General features: G+C 64.8%; 15 protein-coding genes. 10 read left to right on the plus strand and 5 right to left on the minus strand.

The features are described 5' to 3' along the window. Positions 1–15 precede the first annotated feature (15 nt). Positions 16–2,295, plus strand: coding sequence for a phosphoenolpyruvate--protein phosphotransferase (gene ptsP / locus NP534_RS01875; RefSeq protein WP_274097564.1), 2,280 nt, complete (start codon positions 16–18; stop codon positions 2,293–2,295). A 68-nt stretch (positions 2,296–2,363) separates the two neighbouring features. Here the strand turns inward: ptsP and NP534_RS01880 are convergent, their stop codons facing one another. Further along, on the minus strand, positions 2,364–3,110 hold the full coding sequence (locus tag NP534_RS01880) for an NRDE family protein (protein WP_274097565.1): 747 nt from the start codon (positions 3,108–3,110) through the stop codon (positions 2,364–2,366). 130 nt (positions 3,111–3,240) lie between these two features. Between NP534_RS01880 and NP534_RS01885 the strand changes: the two genes are divergently transcribed. Genes NP534_RS01885 through NP534_RS01895 form a run of 3 tightly spaced genes read left to right on the plus strand, consistent with a single transcriptional unit; the run spans position 3,241 to position 5,883 of the window. Then, on the plus strand, positions 3,241–4,023 hold the full coding sequence (locus tag NP534_RS01885) for a sulfite exporter TauE/SafE family protein (RefSeq protein ID WP_274097566.1): 783 nt from the start codon (positions 3,241–3,243) through the stop codon (positions 4,021–4,023). Positions 4,024–4,052: 29 nt separating this feature from the next. Then, on the plus strand, positions 4,053–4,862 hold the full coding sequence (gene lgt / locus NP534_RS01890) for a prolipoprotein diacylglyceryl transferase (protein ID WP_274097567.1): 810 nt from the start codon (positions 4,053–4,055) through the stop codon (positions 4,860–4,862). Between the two features lie 49 nt (positions 4,863–4,911). Then, the gene (locus NP534_RS01895) at positions 4,912–5,883 is read left to right on the plus strand and encodes a thymidylate synthase (protein ID WP_274097568.1); all 972 of its coding nucleotides are present in this window, start codon (positions 4,912–4,914) and stop codon (positions 5,881–5,883) included. 39 nt (positions 5,884–5,922) lie between these two features. Here NP534_RS01895 and cadR read toward each other — a convergent pair whose 3' ends face one another. After that, entirely contained in the window at positions 5,923–6,366 is a 444-nt protein-coding gene (gene cadR, locus NP534_RS01900) for a cadmium resistance transcriptional regulator CadR (RefSeq protein WP_047582153.1), read from the minus strand. Positions 6,367–6,449: 83 nt separating this feature from the next. On the opposite strand from cadR, the gene NP534_RS01905 reads away from it, so the two are divergent. The 5 genes from NP534_RS01905 (at position 6,450) to NP534_RS01925 (ending at position 13,488) form a co-directional block, all read left to right on the plus strand. Further along, complete coding sequence (locus NP534_RS01905) at positions 6,450–8,663, plus strand: heavy metal translocating P-type ATPase (protein ID WP_274097569.1); 2,214 nt, start codon at positions 6,450–6,452, stop codon at positions 8,661–8,663. 9 nt (positions 8,664–8,672) lie between these two features. Further along, entirely contained in the window at positions 8,673–9,542 is an 870-nt protein-coding gene (locus NP534_RS01910; RefSeq protein WP_033702061.1) for a LysR family transcriptional regulator, read from the plus strand. A gap of 117 nt (positions 9,543–9,659) precedes the next feature. Next, positions 9,660–10,718, plus strand: a complete 1,059-nt coding sequence (locus NP534_RS01915) for a putative 2-aminoethylphosphonate ABC transporter ATP-binding protein (protein WP_095063915.1) — start codon at positions 9,660–9,662, stop codon at positions 10,716–10,718. A gap of 1 nt (position 10,719) precedes the next feature. After that, the gene (locus NP534_RS01920) at positions 10,720–12,444 is read left to right on the plus strand and encodes a putative 2-aminoethylphosphonate ABC transporter permease subunit (protein WP_274097570.1); all 1,725 of its coding nucleotides are present in this window, start codon (positions 10,720–10,722) and stop codon (positions 12,442–12,444) included. Positions 12,445–12,462: 18 nt separating this feature from the next. After that, entirely contained in the window at positions 12,463–13,488 is a 1,026-nt protein-coding gene (locus NP534_RS01925; RefSeq protein WP_274097571.1) for a putative 2-aminoethylphosphonate ABC transporter substrate-binding protein, read from the plus strand. Between the two features lie 99 nt (positions 13,489–13,587). Here the strand turns inward: NP534_RS01925 and NP534_RS01930 are convergent, their stop codons facing one another. Continuing rightward, the gene (locus tag NP534_RS01930) at positions 13,588–14,952 is read right to left on the minus strand and encodes a GTPase/DUF3482 domain-containing protein (protein ID WP_274097572.1); all 1,365 of its coding nucleotides are present in this window, start codon (positions 14,950–14,952) and stop codon (positions 13,588–13,590) included. Then, complete coding sequence (locus NP534_RS01935; RefSeq protein WP_274097573.1) at positions 14,945–16,336, minus strand: DUF2868 domain-containing protein; 1,392 nt, start codon at positions 16,334–16,336, stop codon at positions 14,945–14,947. The genes NP534_RS01930 and NP534_RS01935 overlap by 8 nt, the downstream gene beginning before the upstream one ends. Before the next feature lie 54 nt (positions 16,337–16,390). On the opposite strand from NP534_RS01935, the gene NP534_RS01940 reads away from it, so the two are divergent. Next, complete coding sequence (locus NP534_RS01940; RefSeq protein WP_274097574.1) at positions 16,391–16,909, plus strand: dihydrofolate reductase; 519 nt, start codon at positions 16,391–16,393, stop codon at positions 16,907–16,909. A 33-nt stretch (positions 16,910–16,942) separates the two neighbouring features. Here the strand turns inward: NP534_RS01940 and NP534_RS01945 are convergent, their stop codons facing one another. Then, positions 16,943–18,334: an L-cystine transporter gene (locus NP534_RS01945; RefSeq protein WP_274097575.1), complete on the minus strand. Its 1,392-nt coding sequence runs from the start codon at positions 18,332–18,334 to the stop codon at positions 16,943–16,945. Positions 18,335–18,472 lie beyond the last annotated feature (138 nt).

Consider the following 18,472-nt stretch of genomic DNA (forward strand, 5'->3'; position numbering starts at 1 on the left):
GTTCGACCCCGAGCCATGCTCAATACGCTGCGCAAGATCGTCCAGGAAGTGAACTCCGCCAAAGATCTCAAGACGGCGTTGGGGATCATTGTCTTGCGCGTCAAGGAGGCCATGGGCAGCCAGGTCTGCTCGGTCTACCTGCTCGACCCGGAAACCAACCGCTTCGTGCTGATGGCCTCCGAGGGCCTGAACAAGCGTTCGATCGGCAAGGTCAGCATGGCCCCCAACGAGGGCCTGGTCGGCTTGGTCGGTACCCGGGAAGAGCCGCTGAACCTGGAAAACGCCGCCGATCACCCGCGTTATCGCTACTTTGCCGAAACCGGTGAAGAAAAATTCGCCTCCTTCCTGGGTGCGCCGATCATTCACCACCGTCGTGTGGTTGGGGTATTGGTCATCCAGCAGAAGGAGCGCCGCCAGTTCGATGAGGGCGAAGAAGCCTTCCTGGTTACCATGAGCGCCCAGCTCGCCGGGGTTATCGCCCACGCCGAGGCGACTGGCTCGATTCGTGGCCTGGGCCGCCAGGGCAAGGGCATCCAGGAAGCTCGCTTCGTCGGTGTGCCAGGTTCGCCAGGCGCCGCCGTGGGGCGTGCGGTGGTGATGCTGCCGCCGGCCGACCTCGAAGTGGTGCCGGACAAGGCCGTCGAAGATATCGATGCTGAACTCAAGCTGTTCCAGAATGCCCTTGAAGGCGTGCGCGCCGACATGCGCAAGCTGTCGGCCAAGCTGGCCACCCAGCTGCGCCCCGAAGAGCGCGCCTTGTTCGACGTGTACCTGATGATGCTCGAGGACGCCGCCCTGGGTGGCGAAGTGACCGAGGTCATCAAGACCGGCCAGTGGGCCCAGGGCGCGTTGCGCCAGGTGGTCGGCGAACACGTCAACCGCTTCGAACTGATGGACGACGACTACCTGCGTGAGCGGGCTTCGGACGTCAAGGACCTTGGCCGCCGACTGCTGGCCTACCTGCAGGAGGCACGCTCGCAGTCGCTGGTGTACGCCGACAACACCATCCTGGTCAGCGAAGAACTGACCCCGGCGATGCTCGGCGAAGTGCCTGAAGGCAAGCTGGTCGGCCTGGTTTCGGTACTGGGCTCGGGCAACTCCCACGTCGCTATCCTGGCCCGGGCCATGGGTATCCCCACGGTGATGGGCCTCGTCGACCTGCCTTATTCGAAGGTCGACGGCATCGAGCTGATCGTCGACGGTTACAAGGGTGAGGTGTTCACCAACCCCAGCGACGTGCTGCGCAAGCAGTACAGCGAAGTGGTCGAGGAGGAGCGCCAGCTGGCGCAGGGCCTGGATGCGCTGCGTGAGCTGCCTTGCATCACCCCCGACGGCCACCGTATGCCGCTGTGGGTCAACACCGGCCTGCTGGCCGACGTCGCACGTGCCCAGCAGCGCGGCGCTGAAGGGGTAGGCCTGTACCGCACCGAAGTGCCGTTCATGATCAACCAGCGCTTCCCCAGCGAGAAAGAGCAGCTGGCGATCTACCGTGAGCAACTGGCGGCCTTTCACCCGCTGCCGGTGACCATGCGTACCCTGGATATCGGCGGGGACAAGGCGCTGTCGTACTTCCCGATCAAGGAAGAAAACCCCTTCCTGGGTTGGCGCGGCATCCGCGTCACCCTCGACCACCCGGAAATCTTCCTGGTCCAGACCCGCGCGATGCTCAAGGCCAGCGAAGGCCTGAACAACCTGCGTATCCTGCTGCCGATGATTTCCGGCATCCATGAGCTGGAAGAAGCCCTGCACCTGATTCACCGCGCCTGGGGCGAGGTGCGTGACGAAGGCACCGATGTGCCGATGCCGCCGGTTGGGGTGATGGTCGAAATCCCCGCGGCGGTATACCAGACCAAGGAGCTGGCGCGGCAGGTGGACTTCCTGTCGGTCGGTTCCAACGACCTGACCCAATACCTGCTGGCAGTCGACCGTAACAACCCACGGGTCGCCGACCTGTACGACTACCTGCACCCGGCGGTGCTGCAGGCGCTCAATACCGTGGTGCGCGATGCCCACGGCGAGGGCAAACCGGTGAGCATCTGCGGTGAGATGGCCGGTGACCCGGCGGCGGCGGTACTGTTGATGGCCATGGGCTTCGACAGCCTGTCGATGAACGCCACCAACCTGCCCAAGGTGAAGTGGATGCTGCGCCAGATCAACATGAGCAAGGCCAAGGAACTGCTGACCGATGCCATGAGCCATGACAACCCGCAGGTTATCCACAGCTCGTTGCAGCTGGCGTTGAAGAACCTTGGGCTGGCGCGGATGATCGGGCCTGGGGCCAACAAGACCCTCTGACACCTGCAGCGGCCTCTTCGCGGGGCAAGTCGGATCGCGAATGGGCCGGTACTGGCGAAACACTTCTATCAGACCATTAGCTCAACTTCCCCCAAATGCCCACCAAAAGGCCCGAAACTGCGTTCAATCAGCCGCCTTTCACCCTGATCATCCACGATCAGCACCGTACTGGCCCGCGTCCCATAGTTCTGGCTGGCAATAAACACACTCGACAGCAGCTTCTCGGTCGCCACCCCCACGCCAGTCTCCGGCAGCTCAGCCTCAGGCGCCGTCTCGCCATCGGCCAGCAACGCCAGCAAACGCTGCGGGTCAGCTGAGCCCAGCAACCCTTCCAGGCCGTCGCGCGCCTTGACCAGCTTGGGCCACGGCGTATCCAGCCCGGCATTGGAAAGTCCGTACACCCCAGCCTCCAGCAAGCGCGGCGCCGCGTCTCGAGCGTGCAGATACCCCAGCCGCGTACCATCGCCCACCAGCAGGTTGAACCCCGAATACTGGCTGCTACGGCTGGCCACCTGGTCTAGATACGCTTCAACGCCAAGCTTACCCTGCAGAAACGCCGCCACCAGCTCACCACGGGAACGCGCACCCAGCGCCTGCCCGGGGTCGCGAATATTGGTCAGCGCAGCGAAGCGCCCCTGCGGCCCCACGCCGAGCCACGTGCCGCCGGCCTCCAGGTCACGCCCGGCATACACCCCAGGCGCATCCTCCCAGACCGCCAGGGCCTGCGTGGGGCGGGCATAGAACTCGTCGCGGTTGGCCGCCACGATCAGCGGCAGGGCATGCCCCGGCCGCCAGGCGAATACGATCAGGCACATCGGTTGGGCCTCTGTGTTTTGTGCCACTGTACCCACTGCGGCGGTGCTGATCCATCCTGTCACGAAGTTCACTAGAGCCTCGAGCCCGGCTTCCGTTACCATGCCGGATTGATTTGCTCAGGGGCAACGAATGGAGTTCGTACTCTATCTGCTGTTAGGCGCATGCGCTGGCGTGCTGGCCGGGCTGTTCGGCGTGGGCGGTGGCATCATCATCGTGCCGGTACTGGTGTTCAGCTTCACCTTGCAGGGCTTCGACCCTTCGGTATTGACCCACCTGGCAGTCGGCACTTCGCTGGCAACCATCATTTTCACCTCGATCAATGCGGTGCTCGAGCACCATCGCCGTGGTGCGGTGCAGTGGCCGATCTTCGCCTGGATGACCCTGGGCATCCTGCTCGGCGCCGGCGTTGGCGCCAAGACCGCATCCTTGATCCAAGGCCCGCTGCTGCAGAAGATCATCGGTGTGTTCGCCCTGATCATCGCCGCGCAAATGGCCCTGGACCTCAAGCCCAAGGCCAGCCGCGGCATCCCTGGCAAGCCCGCGCTGACCGCAGCAGGTGGGGTGATTGGCTGGGCTTCGGCTATCTTCGGCATCGGTGGCGGCTCGTTGACCGTGCCGTTCCTGACCTGGCGCAGCCTGCCCATGCAGCAGGCGGTGGCAACGTCCTCGGCCTGTGGCTTGCCGATTGCTCTGGCCAGTGCCCTGAGCTTCATGTGGCTGGGCTGGCACGAACAACACCTGCCGGCACACAGCCTGGGCTACGTGTACCTGCCAGCGCTGCTCGGCATTGCCGTGACCAGCATGTTTTTCGCCCGCTTCGGCGCGCGCTTGGCGCACAAGCTGTCGCCACGCCTGCTCAAGCGTCTGTTCGCCGCGCTGCTGTTCTGCGTTGGCCTCAGCTTTTTGATTTAGCTCGCTGATTTGAAACTAGAGGAATATCCATGCTGCCTTACCCGCAGATAGACCCCGTGGCCGTGGCCCTCGGGCCACTGAAAATCCACTGGTACGGCCTGATGTACCTGGTCGGTATCGGCGGCGCCTGGCTGCTCGCCTCGCGTCGGCTGAACCGCTTCGACCCCACCTGGTCCCGTGAAAAGCTGTCCGACCTGGTGTTCTGGTTGTCGATGGGGGTGATCGTCGGCGGTCGCCTGGGCTACGTGCTGTTCTATGACCTGCACGCCTACCTGGCCAACCCGACGCTGATTTTCGAGGTATGGAAGGGCGGCATGTCGTTCCATGGCGGCTTCATCGGCGTAATGCTGGCGGCGTTGTGGTTCGGCAAGCGCAACAACAAGACCTTCTTCGAGCTGATGGACTTCGTCGCGCCGATGGTACCGATCGGCCTGGGCGCCGGGCGTATCGGCAACTTCATCAATGCCGAGCTGTGGGGCAAGGCCACCGACGTGCCGTGGGCAATGGTGTTTCCGCCGTTCAGCGACCCTGCACAACTGCCACGCCACCCGTCGCAGCTGTACCAGTTCGCCCTGGAAGGCGTGGCGCTGTTCCTGATCCTCTGGCTGTATTCGCGCAAGCCGCGGCCAACCATGGCGGTCTCCGGGATGTTCGCGCTGTTCTACGGCATCTTCCGCTTCATCGTCGAATTCGTCCGGGTACCCGATGCCCAGCTGGGCTACATCGCTTGGGGCTGGCTGACCATGGGTCAGATACTCTGCATCCCGATGATTCTGGCCGGCCTCGGATTGATCTGGTGGGCTTATAATCGCAAACCCACGGCGACACCCGCCATCTGATTCCCGACGGCAGGGGCGATCCCCCTGCCGTTCTTGCTACAGGTAAGCCATGAAACAGTATCTTGACCTGGTCCGTGACGTCATCGAAAACGGTACCCTGCAGGAAAACCGCACCGGCATCCGCACCATCAGCCTGCCGGGCGCCATGCTGCGCTTCGACCTGCAGAAGGGTTTTCCAGCCATCACCACGCGCAAGCTGGCGTTCAAGTCGGCCATCGGCGAGATGGTCGGTTTTCTGCGTGGCGTGAAGAACGCCGGTGAATTCCGCGACCTGGGCTGCAAGGTCTGGGACCAGAACGCCAACGAAAACGCCCAGTGGCTGGCCAACCCGTTCCGCCAGGGGCATGACGACCTGGGTGAGATCTACGGCGTTCAGTGGCGCCAGTGGCCGGGCTACAAGCGGGTACCGCTGAGCAACCCGGCGGCCATCGAAATGGCTGAAAAGCAGGGTTTCCGCAAGATTGCCCAGGACGAGGAAGACGGCCAGGCGTTTGTCATCCTCTACAAGGCCATCGACCAGGTGCGCCAGTGCCTGGACACCATCGCCAACGACCCGGGCAGCCGGCGCATCCTGTTCCACGGCTGGAACTGCGCCCAGCTGGATGAAATGGCCCTGCCGCCGTGCCACCTGCTGTACCAGTTCCACCCGAATGCGCAGACTCGGGAAATTTCCCTGACCCTGTACATTCGCTCCAACGACCTGGGCCTGGGCACGCCGTTCAACCTCACCGAGGGCGCGGCCTTGCTGTCGCTGTTCGGCCGCCTGACCGGCTACACGCCGCGCTGGTTCACGTATTTCATTGGCGATGCCCATGTGTATGAGAACCACCTGGACATGCTCAACGAACAGCTCAAACGCGAGCCGCTGGAAGCGCCGAAGCTGGTGATCAGCGACCGCGTGCCAGCGTTTGCCGAGACCGGCAAGTATGAGCCGCAGTGGCTGGAGAAGATCGAGCCGAGTGATTTCAGCCTGGAAGGGTATGAGCACCATGCGCCGATGACGGCGCCAATGGCGGTTTAACCTTCGCAATTGCTGGGGCGCAAAGCGCCCCCAGCATGCTCAATGCCCGTGGCTTCGTCCCACATGCGAATGCTCACCTTCCGGCACCGATACCGCCCCGTTCACCTCCAGTTGCTGCAAGATCGCGCACTCATCCCCTTGCGCATTGCACCGCTGCCGCAGTTCCACCAACTGCTCCTGCAACGCCACCAACCCATCGATCCGCGCCTGCACATGGGCGATATGCTCATCGATCAACGCATTGACGCTGCCGCACGACCCTTCGGGGCTGTCGCGCAGGCGTAGCAGGCTGCGGATCTCGTCCAGGGTCATGTCCAGGGTGCGGCAGTTGCGGATAAAGGTCAGCCGCTCGACGTGGGCCTGGGTGTAGAGCCGGTAATTGCCGTCGGTGCGCGCCGGCTCTGGCAACAGCTGCTCGCGCTCGTAATAGCGGATGGTTTCCACGGCACAATCGGTGGCTTTTGCCAGTTCTCCAATCTTCATCGCGAAATCTCCAGCGGATGGCTTGACCCTATAGTGGCTACAGGGTGTTCACTTGGCAACAGGCTCACTTTAAGGATGACCCAATGAACCAGCCTGCCAGCCCCCACCACAAGCATGACCACCACGCCCACAGCTGCTGCGGTAGCACCGCCGCCCCGGCGTTGGTGCAGTTGAGCGAAAAAGCCAGCGGCGACGCACAGCTCAGCCGCTTCCGTATCGAGGCCATGGACTGCCCCACCGAGCAAACGCTGATCCAGGACAAGCTGGGCAAGTTGGCGGGCATCGAGCAGTTGGAATTCAACCTGATCAACCGCGTGCTTGGCGTGCGTCACACGCTGGACGGCACCGCCGAGATCGAACGGGCCATCGACAGCCTGGGCATGAAGGCCGAACCCCTCACTGAAGGGGACGCGGCAACGGCCGCCAGCGCCTCGCCAAGCAAGACCCGCTGGTGGCCGCTGGGGTTGTCCGCTGTTGCCGCCATTGCCGCGGAAGTGGTGCATTTCACCGGGCTGGCGCCTGAGTGGCTGGTGGCCGCGCTGGCCTTGGCGGCAATTCTGGGTTGCGGCCTGGGCACCTACAAGAAGGGCTGGATCGCCCTGAAAAACCGCAACCTCAACATCAACGCCTTGATGAGCATTGCCGTGACCGGTGCGGTGCTGATCGGCCAGTGGCCGGAAGCGGCCATGGTGATGGTGCTGTTCACGGTCGCCGAGTTGATCGAGGCGCGCTCCCTGGACCGGGCCCGCAATGCCATCAGCGGCCTGATGCAACTCACCCCCGACATGGCGACGGTACAGCAGGCCGATGGCCAGTGGCGTGAAGTGGAGGTGCGTGAGGTGGGCATCGGTGCCCAGGTGCGGGTACGGCCAGGTGAGCGCATCGGCCTGGACGGTGAAGTCACCAGCGGGCAATCCAGCGTTGATCAGGCGCCGATTACCGGTGAAAGCCTGCCTGTGGAAAAGGCCATGGGTGACAAGCTGTTCGCCGGCACCATCAACCAGGCCGGTGCCCTGGAGTACCGCGTAACTGCCGCCGCCGGGCAATCGACGCTGGCGCGCATCATCAAGGCCGTCGAGGAGGCCCAGGGCGCCCGTGCGCCCACCCAACGCTTTGTCGACCAGTTCTCGCGCATCTACACCCCGGTGGTCTTTGCCCTGGCCTTGGCCGTGGCGCTTATCCCGCCGCTGTTCCTCGCTGGCGCCTGGTTCGACTGGGTCTACCGTGCGCTGGTGCTGCTGGTAGTGGCCTGCCCGTGTGCACTGGTCATTTCTACCCCGGTTACCATCGTCAGTGGCCTGGCCGCAGCGGCGCGCAAGGGCATCCTGATCAAGGGCGGGGTTTACCTGGAGGGCGGGCGCAAGCTGGATTACCTGGCCCTCGACAAGACGGGCACCCTCACCCACGGCAAGCCGGTGCAGACCGACGCCAAGGTGCTGGAGCCTCTGTTCGAAGGCCGTGCCCAAGCCTTGGCTGCCAGCCTGGGTGAGCGTTCGGACCACCCGGTGTCGCGTGCCATTGCCCAGTTCGGCAAGGCACAAGGGCTGGCCTTGAGCGAGGTGGGCGATTTCGCCGCCCTGGCCGGGCGTGGTGTGCGCGGGGTGATCGAGGGCGAGGTCTACCACCTGGGTAATCACCGCCTGGTGGAGGAGCTGGGCCTGTGCTCGCCGGCGCTGGAGGCGCAACTGGATGCACTGGAGCGTCAGGGCAAGACCGTGGTCCTGCTACTCGACCGCAGCGGCCCGCTGGCCTTGTTCGCCGTGGCCGACACGGTCAAGCAAAGCAGTCGCCAGGCCATCGCCGAGCTGCATGAGCTGGGTATCAAGACGGTCATGCTGACCGGTGATAATCCCCATACCGCCGAAGCCATCGCCGCCCAGGTCGGCATTGATCGCGCCGAAGGCAACCTGTTGCCGGACGACAAGCTCAAGACCATCGAAGCGCTGTACAGCCAGGGCCATCGGGTGGGCATGGTCGGCGACGGTATCAACGATGCGCCGGCCCTGGCCCGTGCCGAAATCGGCTTTGCCATGGCCGCTGCTGGTACCGACACCGCCATCGAGACGGCCGATGTGGCGTTGATGGACGACGACTTGCGCAAAATCCCGGCCTTCGTCAGGCTGTCGCGCCAAAGTGCGGCGATTCTCAGGCAGAACATCATTCTGGCCCTGGGCATCAAGGCGATTTTCCTGGCGATCACCTTTGCCGGCATGGCCACCTTGTGGATGGCAGTGTTTGCCGACATGGGCGTGAGCCTGCTGGTGGTGTTCAACGGCTTGCGCCTTTTGCGCAAATAGAGGACGTGCATGCAGAGTTCCGAGCTCAAAGCCTTCTACATGGTGGCCCGCCTGGGCAGCATCACCCTGGCGGCGAAGAAGCTCGGGCTCAGCCAGCCCACGGTGACCACGCAGATCCGCAACCTCGAAGCCCAGTACGCGGTGGAGCTGTTCTACCGTGGCGGGCGGCGCCTGGTGCTGAGCGAGGAGGGCGTGCGCCTGCTGCCGATGGTCAAGGCGCTGCTGCAGCAAGAGGCCGACATCGAGTTCGAACTGCGCAACAGTGGCCAGGCCCAGGGCAGCCTGCGCATCGCGGCCACTGCGCCTTACTACATTCTCGACCTGGTGAAGATCTTCCGTGAGCGCCTGCCCCAGGTGGATGTGACGGTGGAGATCGGCAACTCGCAGCAAGTGCTGGAAATGCTCGAAGACTACCGGGTCGATATCGCTGCCTCGTCGCAACTGCTGGAGGATGCACGCCTGGTGCGCCGCGTGCTGGGCACCGACCCGCTGGTGGTGGCGGTACACCGTAACCATCCGTTGGCCCATCGCCAGGCGGTGTCCATCGACGTGGTGGCCGGGCATTGCCTGTTGATGCGCGAGCAGGGCTCGACTACGCGCAAACTGACCGAGCAGATGCTGCAGGAGGCGGGCGTCAAGGCCGCAACATTGCTGGAAATCGGCAGCCGCGAGTCGATCCGTGAGGCGGTGTTGCGCAACATCGGCATCAGTGTGATCGCCCGGCATGAAGTGCCGCACAACCCCGAATTACGGGTGTTGGTGCTGGAGGGGGCGCCGCTGATGCATGAATACCTGTACTGCCTGAAGGAGCGGCGCCAGGCGCGTTTGCCGGCAGCGTTTCTGGGGGTTGCACAAGAAGTGGCCGGGTCACAGTTCTAGGTCAGTGGTGCAGATACAAAATCTGCCTATACCACTATCGCCAGCTTTTGCCTGAACGCCACAGAACCGTCGCACAGCCTTCCTAGCATGGCCCCATCTCTTCGATGAGGCCCTGCCATGAACAACGCCACCTCGGGCGCACAAATGAAAGTGCGCAATATCCACAAGCGCTTCGGCGCCTTCACGGCGCTCAACGATGTCTCCCTGGACATCGCCGCGGGCGAGCTGGTGTGCCTGCTCGGCCCATCCGGTTGCGGCAAGACCACGTTGTTGCGCTGCATCGCCGGCCTCGAACGCCAGGACCGCGGCGAGCTGTACATCGGTGAGCGCGACATCTCCGAGCTGCCACCCCAGGCCCGGGACTACGGCATCCTGTTCCAGTCCTACGCGCTGTTTCCCAACCTCACCGTCGAAGCCAACATCGCCTACGGCCTGATGAGCAGTGGCCGTGAGCAAGCGCGCCAGCGGGTGGTTGAGATGCTCCAGCTGGTCGGCCTGTCCGGTAGCGAAAAAAAGTACCCCGGCCAGCTTTCCGGGGGCCAGCAGCAGCGTGTGGCCCTGGCGCGTGCCCTGGCGCCGGCACCTTCGTTGTTGCTGCTGGATGAGCCGATGTCGGCGCTGGACGCGCGGGTTCGTGAGCACCTGTGCACCGAACTGCGCCAACTGCAACGCCAGTTGGGTATCACCACCTTGATGGTCACCCACAACCAGGACGAGGCCATGCTGATGGCCGACCGCATCGCGGTGATGAACAACGGCCAGGTCGAGCAGTACGCCACGCCGCAGGAAATCTACGACCAGCCCGCCACGCCCTTCGTGGCCGAGTTCGTGGGCCAGGGCAACTGGCTGCCGTTTCAGCGCAGCAGTGACAACCAGGCCCAGGTCGGTGGCATGCGCATGCGCCTGACCCCCGGCTCGGCGCGGGCCAGCAGCGGCCGGCTGTTCTGCCGGCCGGAGGCGATCACCGTCAACCCGGTGGTGCACGAAGAAAACCTGTTTGCGGCCAAGGTTCGCGAGATCACGTTCCTCGGCAACCGCTGCCGCATGAGCTTCGAACTCAAAGACCTGCCCGGCCATGCATTGCTGGCCGAACTGGCCCCCGAGGCCATGCCGCGGCTGGGCTCGCAGGACATCTGGGTGGCGCTGCCACCGCAGAGCCTGCAGGTGTTTGCCTGAGATGGCCGCGCCAATGTCCCTGCCGCTGGCCCCGGCCAAGGCCACGTCCGACCGTGGCGTCGCCCTCGGTGACCGATTGTTCGTCGTCGGTGGCAAGTGGTTGCTGCTGATGTTGCTGGTGCTGGCCGTGCTGATGCCGCTGCTGGCGATCTTCTGGCGCGGCTTCAGCGGTGAGGCTGGCCAGGGTGGCGGCCTGGCGGCAGCGCGTGAGCTGTTCACCAGCGAGAGCTTTCACTGGCTGCTCGGCAATAGCCTGTCGGTAGCGCTCACCGTTGCCGCCATCGTGGTACCGCTGGCGTACCTGTTCGCCTACGCCTTGCAGCGCACCCTGATCCCGGCCAAGGGCTTGTGGCGGGGTATCTCGTTGCTGCCGCTGCTGGCGCCGTCGATGCTTCCGGCCATTGCGCTGGTCTACCTGTTTGGCAACCAGGGCCTGCTGCGCGGGCTGCTGAGCGACAACATCTACGGCTTCTGGGGGATCGTGCTGGGCGAGGCCATCTACACCTTCCCGCATGCGCTGATGATTCTGCTGTCAGCCCTGTCGCTGGCCGATGCACGCCTGTTCGACGCTGCCTCCAGCATGGGGGCCGGGCCTTGGCGGGCGTTTTCCAGCATTACCTGGCCTGCCACACGCCAGGCAGTGTTCGCGGCGTTCTGCCTGGTGTTCACCCTGACCATCACTGACTTCGGCGTCCCGGTCGTGGTCGGCGGCGACTATCAGGTGCTGGCTCTGGAAGCCTACAAAGCTGTCGTGGGCCAGCAGCAGTTTGGCCGCGGTGCACTGATCGGCATGGTCTTGCTGCTGCCGGCACTGTTGAGCTTTGCTGTCGATGCCTGGTTGCGCCGGCGCCAGGGCGAGGCCATGAGTGGGCGTGCGCAAGTGTTCGAGCCCAAGCCCTCGCGCCGCCGCGATGCCTGCTTCCTGGCCATCGTCGTGCTGGTCTGCGCGGCCCTGTTGCTGGTGATCGGCATGGCCGTGTACTCGTCGCTGGTCACGTTCTGGCCCTATAACCTCTCGCTGTCGCTCAAGCACTACATGTTCGAGGACACTGCCGGTGGCGGCTGGCTGGCTTACCGCAACAGCGTGACCATGGCGATCGGCACGGCGCTGATCGGCAGCATCGTGATCTTCAGCGGTGCCTACCTGATGGAGAAGACCCAGGGCCAACGCCTGCTCAACCAGGCGCTGCGCTTGCTCAGCTTCATCCCTATGGCGGTGCCGGGCCTGGTGCTGGGCTTGGGCTACGTGTTCTTCTTCAACCTCAGCGGCAACCCGCTGCATGTGCTGTACGGCAGCATGGGGCTGCTGGTCATCTGCACCATCGCCCATTACCTGACCACCGCGCAGATGACCGCCACCACCGCCCTGCGCCAGCTCGACGGCGAGTTCGAGGCCGCCGCGTTGTCGCTCAAGGCGCCCTTGTACCGGCACTTCCTGCGGGTGACGGTGCCGATCTGCCTGCCGGCGCTGCTGGACATCATTCGCTACCTGTTCGTCTCGGCGATGACCACTGTGTCGGCTGCGATCTTCCTGTACAGCCCCGACACCATCCTTGCCGCCGTCGCCGTGTTGAACATGGACGACGCGGGCAACGTCGGCGGTGCCGCCGCCATGTCGACCCTGATTCTGCTGACCAGTGCCAGCGCTTCACTGCTGCTGGCCGCAGCCTCGCGCGGCCTGCTGCGCCGCTCCCAAGCCTGGCGCCAACGCGCCGCGACCGCCTGACCTGTAAGGAACCCCACCATGTTCAAGCACCTTGCACTTGCCGCTGCCGTTTCTGCCGTGTTCAGCCTGCAGGCTTCTGCCGCCGAGACCCAGCTCACGGTCTATACCGCCCTGGAAGCCGAGCAGCTCAAGACCTACAAGCAGGCCTTCGAAAAGGCCAACCCGGATATCGAGATCAAGTGGGTACGCGACTCCACCGGCATCATCACCGCCAAACTGCTGGCCGAGAAAGACCGCCCGCAGGCCGATGCCGTCTGGGGCCTGGCGGCGTCCAGCCTGGCCATCCTCGACCAGAACGGCATGCTCGAAGCCTATGCGCCAAAGGACCTGGGCAAGATTTCGGCGAACTACCGCGACGCCGCCAACCCGCCGGCATGGGTGGGCATGGACGTCTGGGCCGCGACCATCTGCTTCAACACCATCGAGGCCGAAAAGCAGGGCCTGAGCAAGCCGGTAAGCTGGCAGGACCTGGCCAAGCCTGAGTACAAGGGCAAGATCGTCATGCCCAACCCGGCCTCGTCCGGTACCGGCTTCCTGGATGTCAGCGCCTGGCTGCAGACCTTTGGCGAGCCGCAGGGGTGGGCCTACATGGACGCCTTGCACCAGAACATTGGCCAGTATGTTCATTCGGGTTCCAAGCCGTGCAAGTTGGCGGCGGCGGGCGAGTTCCCGATTGGTATCTCGTTCGAATACCCTGCCGTGCAGCTCAAGCGCCAGGGGGCGCCGCTGGACATCGTGCTGCCGAAAGAGGGCCTGGGCTGGGAGATCGAGGCGACGGCAGTGATCAAGGGCACGCCAAAGGGCGATGCGGCCAGGCGGCTGGCGGATTTCTCGGCAAGCCCCGCGGCGATGGAGTTGTACAAGGAGAACTTCGCGGTGCTGGCTGCACCGGGGATTGCCAAGCCGCAGACCGAGTTGCCAGCGGATTACGAGCAGCGTCTGATCAAGAACGACTTTGCCTGGGCTTCGAAGCACCGCGACGAGATTCTTGCCGAGTGGCGCAAGCGCTATGACGGCAAGTCGGAGAAGGTGGCGCAGCAGTGAAGGGGTAGGGGCTGGAGGGGCATGCCTTGATGGGTGTGGCGCCTGGTAGATCGAGCGCCACACCTCTCAAGGCGAACACCTCCCGCCCACTCACAACACTCAAATCTGCAAAACCAACGCCTCCAACTGCTCCTGCCGTTCTGCCTGATTCACCCGTGCCCCTGGGTTCAGCGTCGACCATTGCGGATGCGCCCGCGCCTTGATCAAGGCCTCAGGCAACTTGCCCTCGCGCCAGGCCTTCTCATCCAGTTCGTCCAGGCGAATGCTGTCTTGCGCCGCATGCCCGCGGTTATCCAAAGCCACCATCAACTGCTGCTGGCGCAGCGCCAACAGCCGCAACACCGTATCGTCGACGGTCAGCTCGCGCTGGCCCTTGAGTTTGCCCATCAACCTCGACCCATAATTGCGTGCCGTCTGTAGCGCTCCGCCGGCGATGGCCCCGGCCAGGGCGGCGGCGCCAAGGGTGAGGCCGCCGACCAGCAGGTCGACCCCGGCACCCGCCGCAGCACCCGCCGCAACGCCACTGCCCAGGCGCACACCCAGCAGCTTCAAGGTCTCGGGGTTGAACAGGTCATCGCCCCAGCGCCCGTCCAACAACGGCAAATCGCTGGCATGGGCGTCCTCGCGGCGGAAGGCGTACAGCTTGAGCAGCGCCTCGACACAGCGCTGTTCACGCTGGCGCACGTCCTGGCGCAGCGCCTCGATGGCCTTGGCTTCGGCAGCAGGCTCGGGCACCACGCTGCGCCGGCAGGCGGCGCAATCGAGCAGCAGCTCGGCGATCAGGCGTTTACCGCTGTGGTGGCGGGCCTGGCGTTGCGCCTGCTGGTCGTCGATCAGCCGTTGCAGGGCAGGGCGGGCGTCTTCCAGCAACAGGGCCAGGCTTTCGTACAAACGGCGTTCGCCGTCTTCCGGCGGCGCCACGCTGTCGAACCGCACCAAGGCGTGCAAGCCAAGGCGGGCGAGGGCTTCACGCCATTCTGGCTCGCGGTGCTGGTTGCTGGCAACGAAGTTGAGCACCGGCAGCAGGGGCTTGCCACAGCTGGCCAGCACTTCCAGCTCGTCGCGGTATTTGGCCAGCACCGGTTCGCGGGCATCGATCACATACAGGCCAGCATTGCTGGCCAACAACTGGCGCAGCACCTTGGCCTCCTGCTCGAAGCGCTGGCGCGCCTCGCTGCCCTGAAGGAAGCGCGCCAGACGGGCCGGGCCGTCCAGGCGCTCGCCCGGGCGCTCCAGCCGCTCAAGGTAGTCGAGCAGGGCGATGGCGTCTTCCAGGCCGGGGGTGTCGTACAGCTCCAGCAACGGCTCGCCGTCCACCGACAGGCGCGCCCCTTCCACATGGCGCGTGGTGCTGGGGCGGTGAGACACCTCGCCAAAGCCCACATCGCGGGTCAAGGTGCGCAGCAGTGAGGTTTTGCCAACGTTGGTATGGCCGACCACGGCCAGTTTCAGCGGCTCAGTCATGGCCATGCTCCAACCAGGTCAGGGGCGAGGTGTCGGCGTGGGGCAGGCCGAGACGGTCCAGGGCTTCGTGCCAGTCGCCCAGGCGCTCGGCATCCAGGGCTTGACCTGGCGCGGCCTGCAGCAACCAGATACGGGTGGCGCCGGCATTGCGTGCCAGTTCGGCGAGCAGCGCCAGGCTGCCGCGGTCGGGGGAGCGGCGCGGGTCGCAGGCGATGGCCAGTCGCGCAGGCGGGAAGCGGCTCAGTTGTTCGAGCAGCTTGTTGCGTGACTCGCGGCTATCGAGCACACCGGCATCGGTCACGTTCCTGGGCAGGGCGGGCGGCCAGGGGCGCTGGTCGTCCAGCTCCAGGCCGACCAGCAGAGCACCGCTGCTACCGCTTTCCAGTTGGCCGGCAGCGAAGTGAGGCAAGGTTTCGGGCGCGGCATCCTGCACACCGATGCGTTCGCTGCGGGGCATCAGGCTTTCGCGCAGGGCTGCGTAGCCGGGCAGGCTGAGGTCCAGCGCCAGGCGCGCGCGGCCCTGGCGCCAGCGCCACAGGCACAACCCGGCCAACAGCAGGCGCGGCAGCAGGCCATACACCAGCACCACGCCGAGCAGCCAGCTGGCCCACGCCTGGCGCGCCAGGTCCAGGGCCGGCAGCGTGTCGCCGCTGGCGCGGATCAGGGTTTCGTCCGGCACCGCAAAGCCCAGCAGCGAAGGCAGGGCGCCGAGCACCTGCGTCAGGTGGATGAACGGTTCGGCGGCGAGCAGGGTGGTTTCCCAGACAAAGCCATAGCGCCGGGTAGCCAGCAAGACCACGAGCATACCCAGCGCTGTGCTCATCGCCAGCAGCCACAAGCCGTGCACCAGCACGCCCAGCAGCCAGCGGTTCAGGCGCTGGCGCTGCAGCAGCACCAGCAGCGCCGGCGCAAGGTGCGCGGCCTTGGCATCGCGGGCAAAGCGTTCGCTCAGCCACAGCCACAGGCGGCCCAGGCCTGCACCGTGTTCGCCGCTCAGGCCCAGGCCTATCGCCCAGCCCAGCAACATCAGCAGGTTCAACCCAAGCAGGCTGCCCAGCGCCCAGAACACATTCACCGGGCGTTGGCCGTCCCCCAGGGCCGCGAAGGCCAGGCCCGCGCCGCTGAAGGCAGCGACGATCAGCAGGGCCAGCAGTGCCAGGCGTGCGCCCTGTTTCCAGTGCCGCAGGGCAGTCGCCATGCCGTCGCGTTCGGCCAGGAACAGCGCACGGGTCTCGATACGGGCCGCCAGGTCGCCGCCGACTTGGCGGGCGCGGCGGTTGGCCTCCTGGTCTTCCAGGGGGCCGGCGTGTTCCTCGCGCAGGCGCACCGCTTCGGTGAGCCAGCGTTTGTCCAGTGGCGTCGGTCCAGTCACAAGGTCTTCCATTGCACAGGTCAGGGCAGAAGCATAACCCACGGCGGGTTTGCTATCCTCGCCAGCATGACTAGCACACTCCCTCTCAGCCTGATCGCGGCCCTCGCCGAGAACCGCGTGATCGGCATCGACAATTCCATGCCCTGGCACCTGCCGGGGGACTTCAAGTACTTCAAGGCCACGACCCTGGGCAAGCCCATCATCATGGGGCGCAAGACCTGGGACTCGCTGGGCCGGCCATTGCCGGGGCGGTTGAATATCGTGGTCAGCCGCCAGCCGGGGCTGCAACTGCCTGGCGCCGAGGTGTTTGCGTCACTGGAAGCTGCGCTGGTGCGGGCTGGCCAGTGGGCGCGCGAGCAGGGCGTCGATGAGTTGATGCTGATTGGCGGTGCGCAACTGTATGGGCAGGCGCTGGAGAAGGGGCTGGTGAGCCGCATGTACCTGACCCGTGTGGAGCTATCGCCTGAGGGCGATGCCTGGTTCCCGGCGTTCGACGAGCACCAGTGGCGACGGGTATCGAGTGAGCCGCAGGCGCCTGAAGGGGCTGGGCCGGCTTACCATTTCGACGTTTGGGAAAGGGTTTGAGAGTGTGGGGCTGCGATGCAGCCCCTAGCCATCTCAGCTATGGCTCAACTCTGCATGCTGATCATCGGCCAGCACACCTTTGTCGGTCTCTTTCAACAGCTGGCTGGTAACCACCCCAGCCGTCATCGAACCATTCACGTTCAGCGCCGTCCGCCCCATATCGATCAACGGCTCCACCGAAATCAGCAGCGCCACCAACTCGACCGGCAAGCCCATGGCCGGCAGCACGATCAGCGCGGCGAAGGTGGCACCGCCGCCAACCCCGGCAACCCCGGCCGAGCTCAGGGTGACGATGGCGACCAGGGTCGCGATCCACAGCGGGTCAAAGGTATCGATACCAACCGCCGGGGCAACCATCACCGCCAGCATCGCCGGGTACAGCCCAGCGCAACCGTTCTGGCCAATGGTGGTGCCGAACGAGGCGCTGAAGCTGGCGATCGATTGCGGCACGCCCAGGCGGCGGGTCTGTGCTTCGATATTCAGCGGGATGCTGGCTGCGCTGGAGCGGCTGGTGAAGGCGAACGTCAGCACCGGCCACACTTTGCGGAAGAAGCGCAGCGGGCTTACCCCGGTCGCAGCCAGGATGAGGGCATGCACGACGAACATCAGCCCCAGGCCGATGTACGACACCACCACGAAGCTGCCCAGCTTGAGGATGTCGTCCAGGTTGGAGCTGGCCACCACCTTGGTCATCAAGGCCAGCACGCCATAGGGGGTGAGCTTCATCACCACGCGTACCAGGCGCATCACCCAGGCCTGCAGGGTGTCGATGGCCGACAGGGCGCGCTCGCCTTTTTCGGCATCGTCCTTGATCAGTTGCAGGGCGGCCAGGCCGACGAACACGGCGAAGATCACCACGCTGATGATCGAGGTCGGCTTGGCCCGCGCCAGGTCGCCCACCGGGTTGCTGGGGATGAACGACAGCAGCAACTGCGGGATATTGAGGTCGGCGACCTTGCCCGCGTAGTCACTGTGGATCGCTTGCAGCCGGGCGCTTTCCTGCACGCCGGCCACCAGGCCGTCGGCAGTGAGGCCGAACAGGTTGGTCAGGACGATGCCGATCAGCGCGGCGATGGCCGTGGTCAGCAGCAGGGTACCGATGCTCAGCACGCTGATGCGCCCGAGCGAGGAGGCGTTGTGCAGGCGCGCCACCGCGCTGAGGATCGAAGCGAAGATCAGCGGCATGACGATCATCTGCAACAGGCCGACGTAGCCGTTGCCGACCAGGTCGAGCCAGGCGATGGTGGCTTTCAGTACCGGGTGGCCAGCGCCATAGATCGTGTGCAGGACCAAACCGAATACCACGCCCAGCACCAGGCCCAGCAGGACTTTCTTGGCCAGGCTCCATTGGGTATGGCGGGTTTGTGCCAGGCCCAGCAACAGGGCCAGGAACGCCAGCAGGTTGAGTGACAGCGGCAGGTTCATTGAAGCTCCAACAAGAACAGAAGAGGCATCGCCTCTGTGAGCGATTGCGAACGGAAATGCTAACAGCCTGAAAACAAACGAATTTATACCCAAATGGAATTTGCTTAGTCGTTAATGGAATAACTGCATGTCGCAAAA

Origin of the sequence: Pseudomonas sp. 39004 (assembly GCF_028682155.1) — a bacterium.
GTDB classification, from domain to species: domain Bacteria; phylum Pseudomonadota; class Gammaproteobacteria; order Pseudomonadales; family Pseudomonadaceae; genus Aquipseudomonas; species Aquipseudomonas capeferrum.

Bases quoted from the DNA above. Each gene is read 5' to 3' on its own strand.
- ptsP (WP_274097564.1), top strand. From the start codon at position 16: ATGCTCAATACGCTGCGCAAGATCGTCCAGGAAGTGAACTCCGCCAAA.
- NP534_RS01880 (WP_274097565.1), bottom strand. From the start codon at position 3,110: ATGTGCCTGATCGTATTCGCCTGGCGGCCGGGGCATGCCCTGCCGCTG.
- NP534_RS01885 (WP_274097566.1), top strand. From the start codon at position 3,241: ATGGAGTTCGTACTCTATCTGCTGTTAGGCGCATGCGCTGGCGTGCTG.
- lgt (WP_274097567.1), top strand. From the start codon at position 4,053: ATGCTGCCTTACCCGCAGATAGACCCCGTGGCCGTGGCCCTCGGGCCA.
- NP534_RS01895 (WP_274097568.1), top strand. From the start codon at position 4,912: ATGAAACAGTATCTTGACCTGGTCCGTGACGTCATCGAAAACGGTACC.
- cadR (WP_047582153.1), bottom strand. From the start codon at position 6,366: ATGAAGATTGGAGAACTGGCAAAAGCCACCGATTGTGCCGTGGAAACC.
- NP534_RS01905 (WP_274097569.1), top strand. From the start codon at position 6,450: ATGAACCAGCCTGCCAGCCCCCACCACAAGCATGACCACCACGCCCAC.
- NP534_RS01910 (WP_033702061.1), top strand. From the start codon at position 8,673: ATGCAGAGTTCCGAGCTCAAAGCCTTCTACATGGTGGCCCGCCTGGGC.
- NP534_RS01915 (WP_095063915.1), top strand. From the start codon at position 9,660: ATGAACAACGCCACCTCGGGCGCACAAATGAAAGTGCGCAATATCCAC.
- NP534_RS01920 (WP_274097570.1), top strand. From the start codon at position 10,720: ATGGCCGCGCCAATGTCCCTGCCGCTGGCCCCGGCCAAGGCCACGTCC.
- NP534_RS01925 (WP_274097571.1), top strand. From the start codon at position 12,463: ATGTTCAAGCACCTTGCACTTGCCGCTGCCGTTTCTGCCGTGTTCAGC.
- NP534_RS01930 (WP_274097572.1), bottom strand. From the start codon at position 14,952: ATGACTGAGCCGCTGAAACTGGCCGTGGTCGGCCATACCAACGTTGGC.
- NP534_RS01935 (WP_274097573.1), bottom strand. From the start codon at position 16,336: ATGGAAGACCTTGTGACTGGACCGACGCCACTGGACAAACGCTGGCTC.
- NP534_RS01940 (WP_274097574.1), top strand. From the start codon at position 16,391: ATGACTAGCACACTCCCTCTCAGCCTGATCGCGGCCCTCGCCGAGAAC.
- NP534_RS01945 (WP_274097575.1), bottom strand. From the start codon at position 18,334: ATGAACCTGCCGCTGTCACTCAACCTGCTGGCGTTCCTGGCCCTGTTG.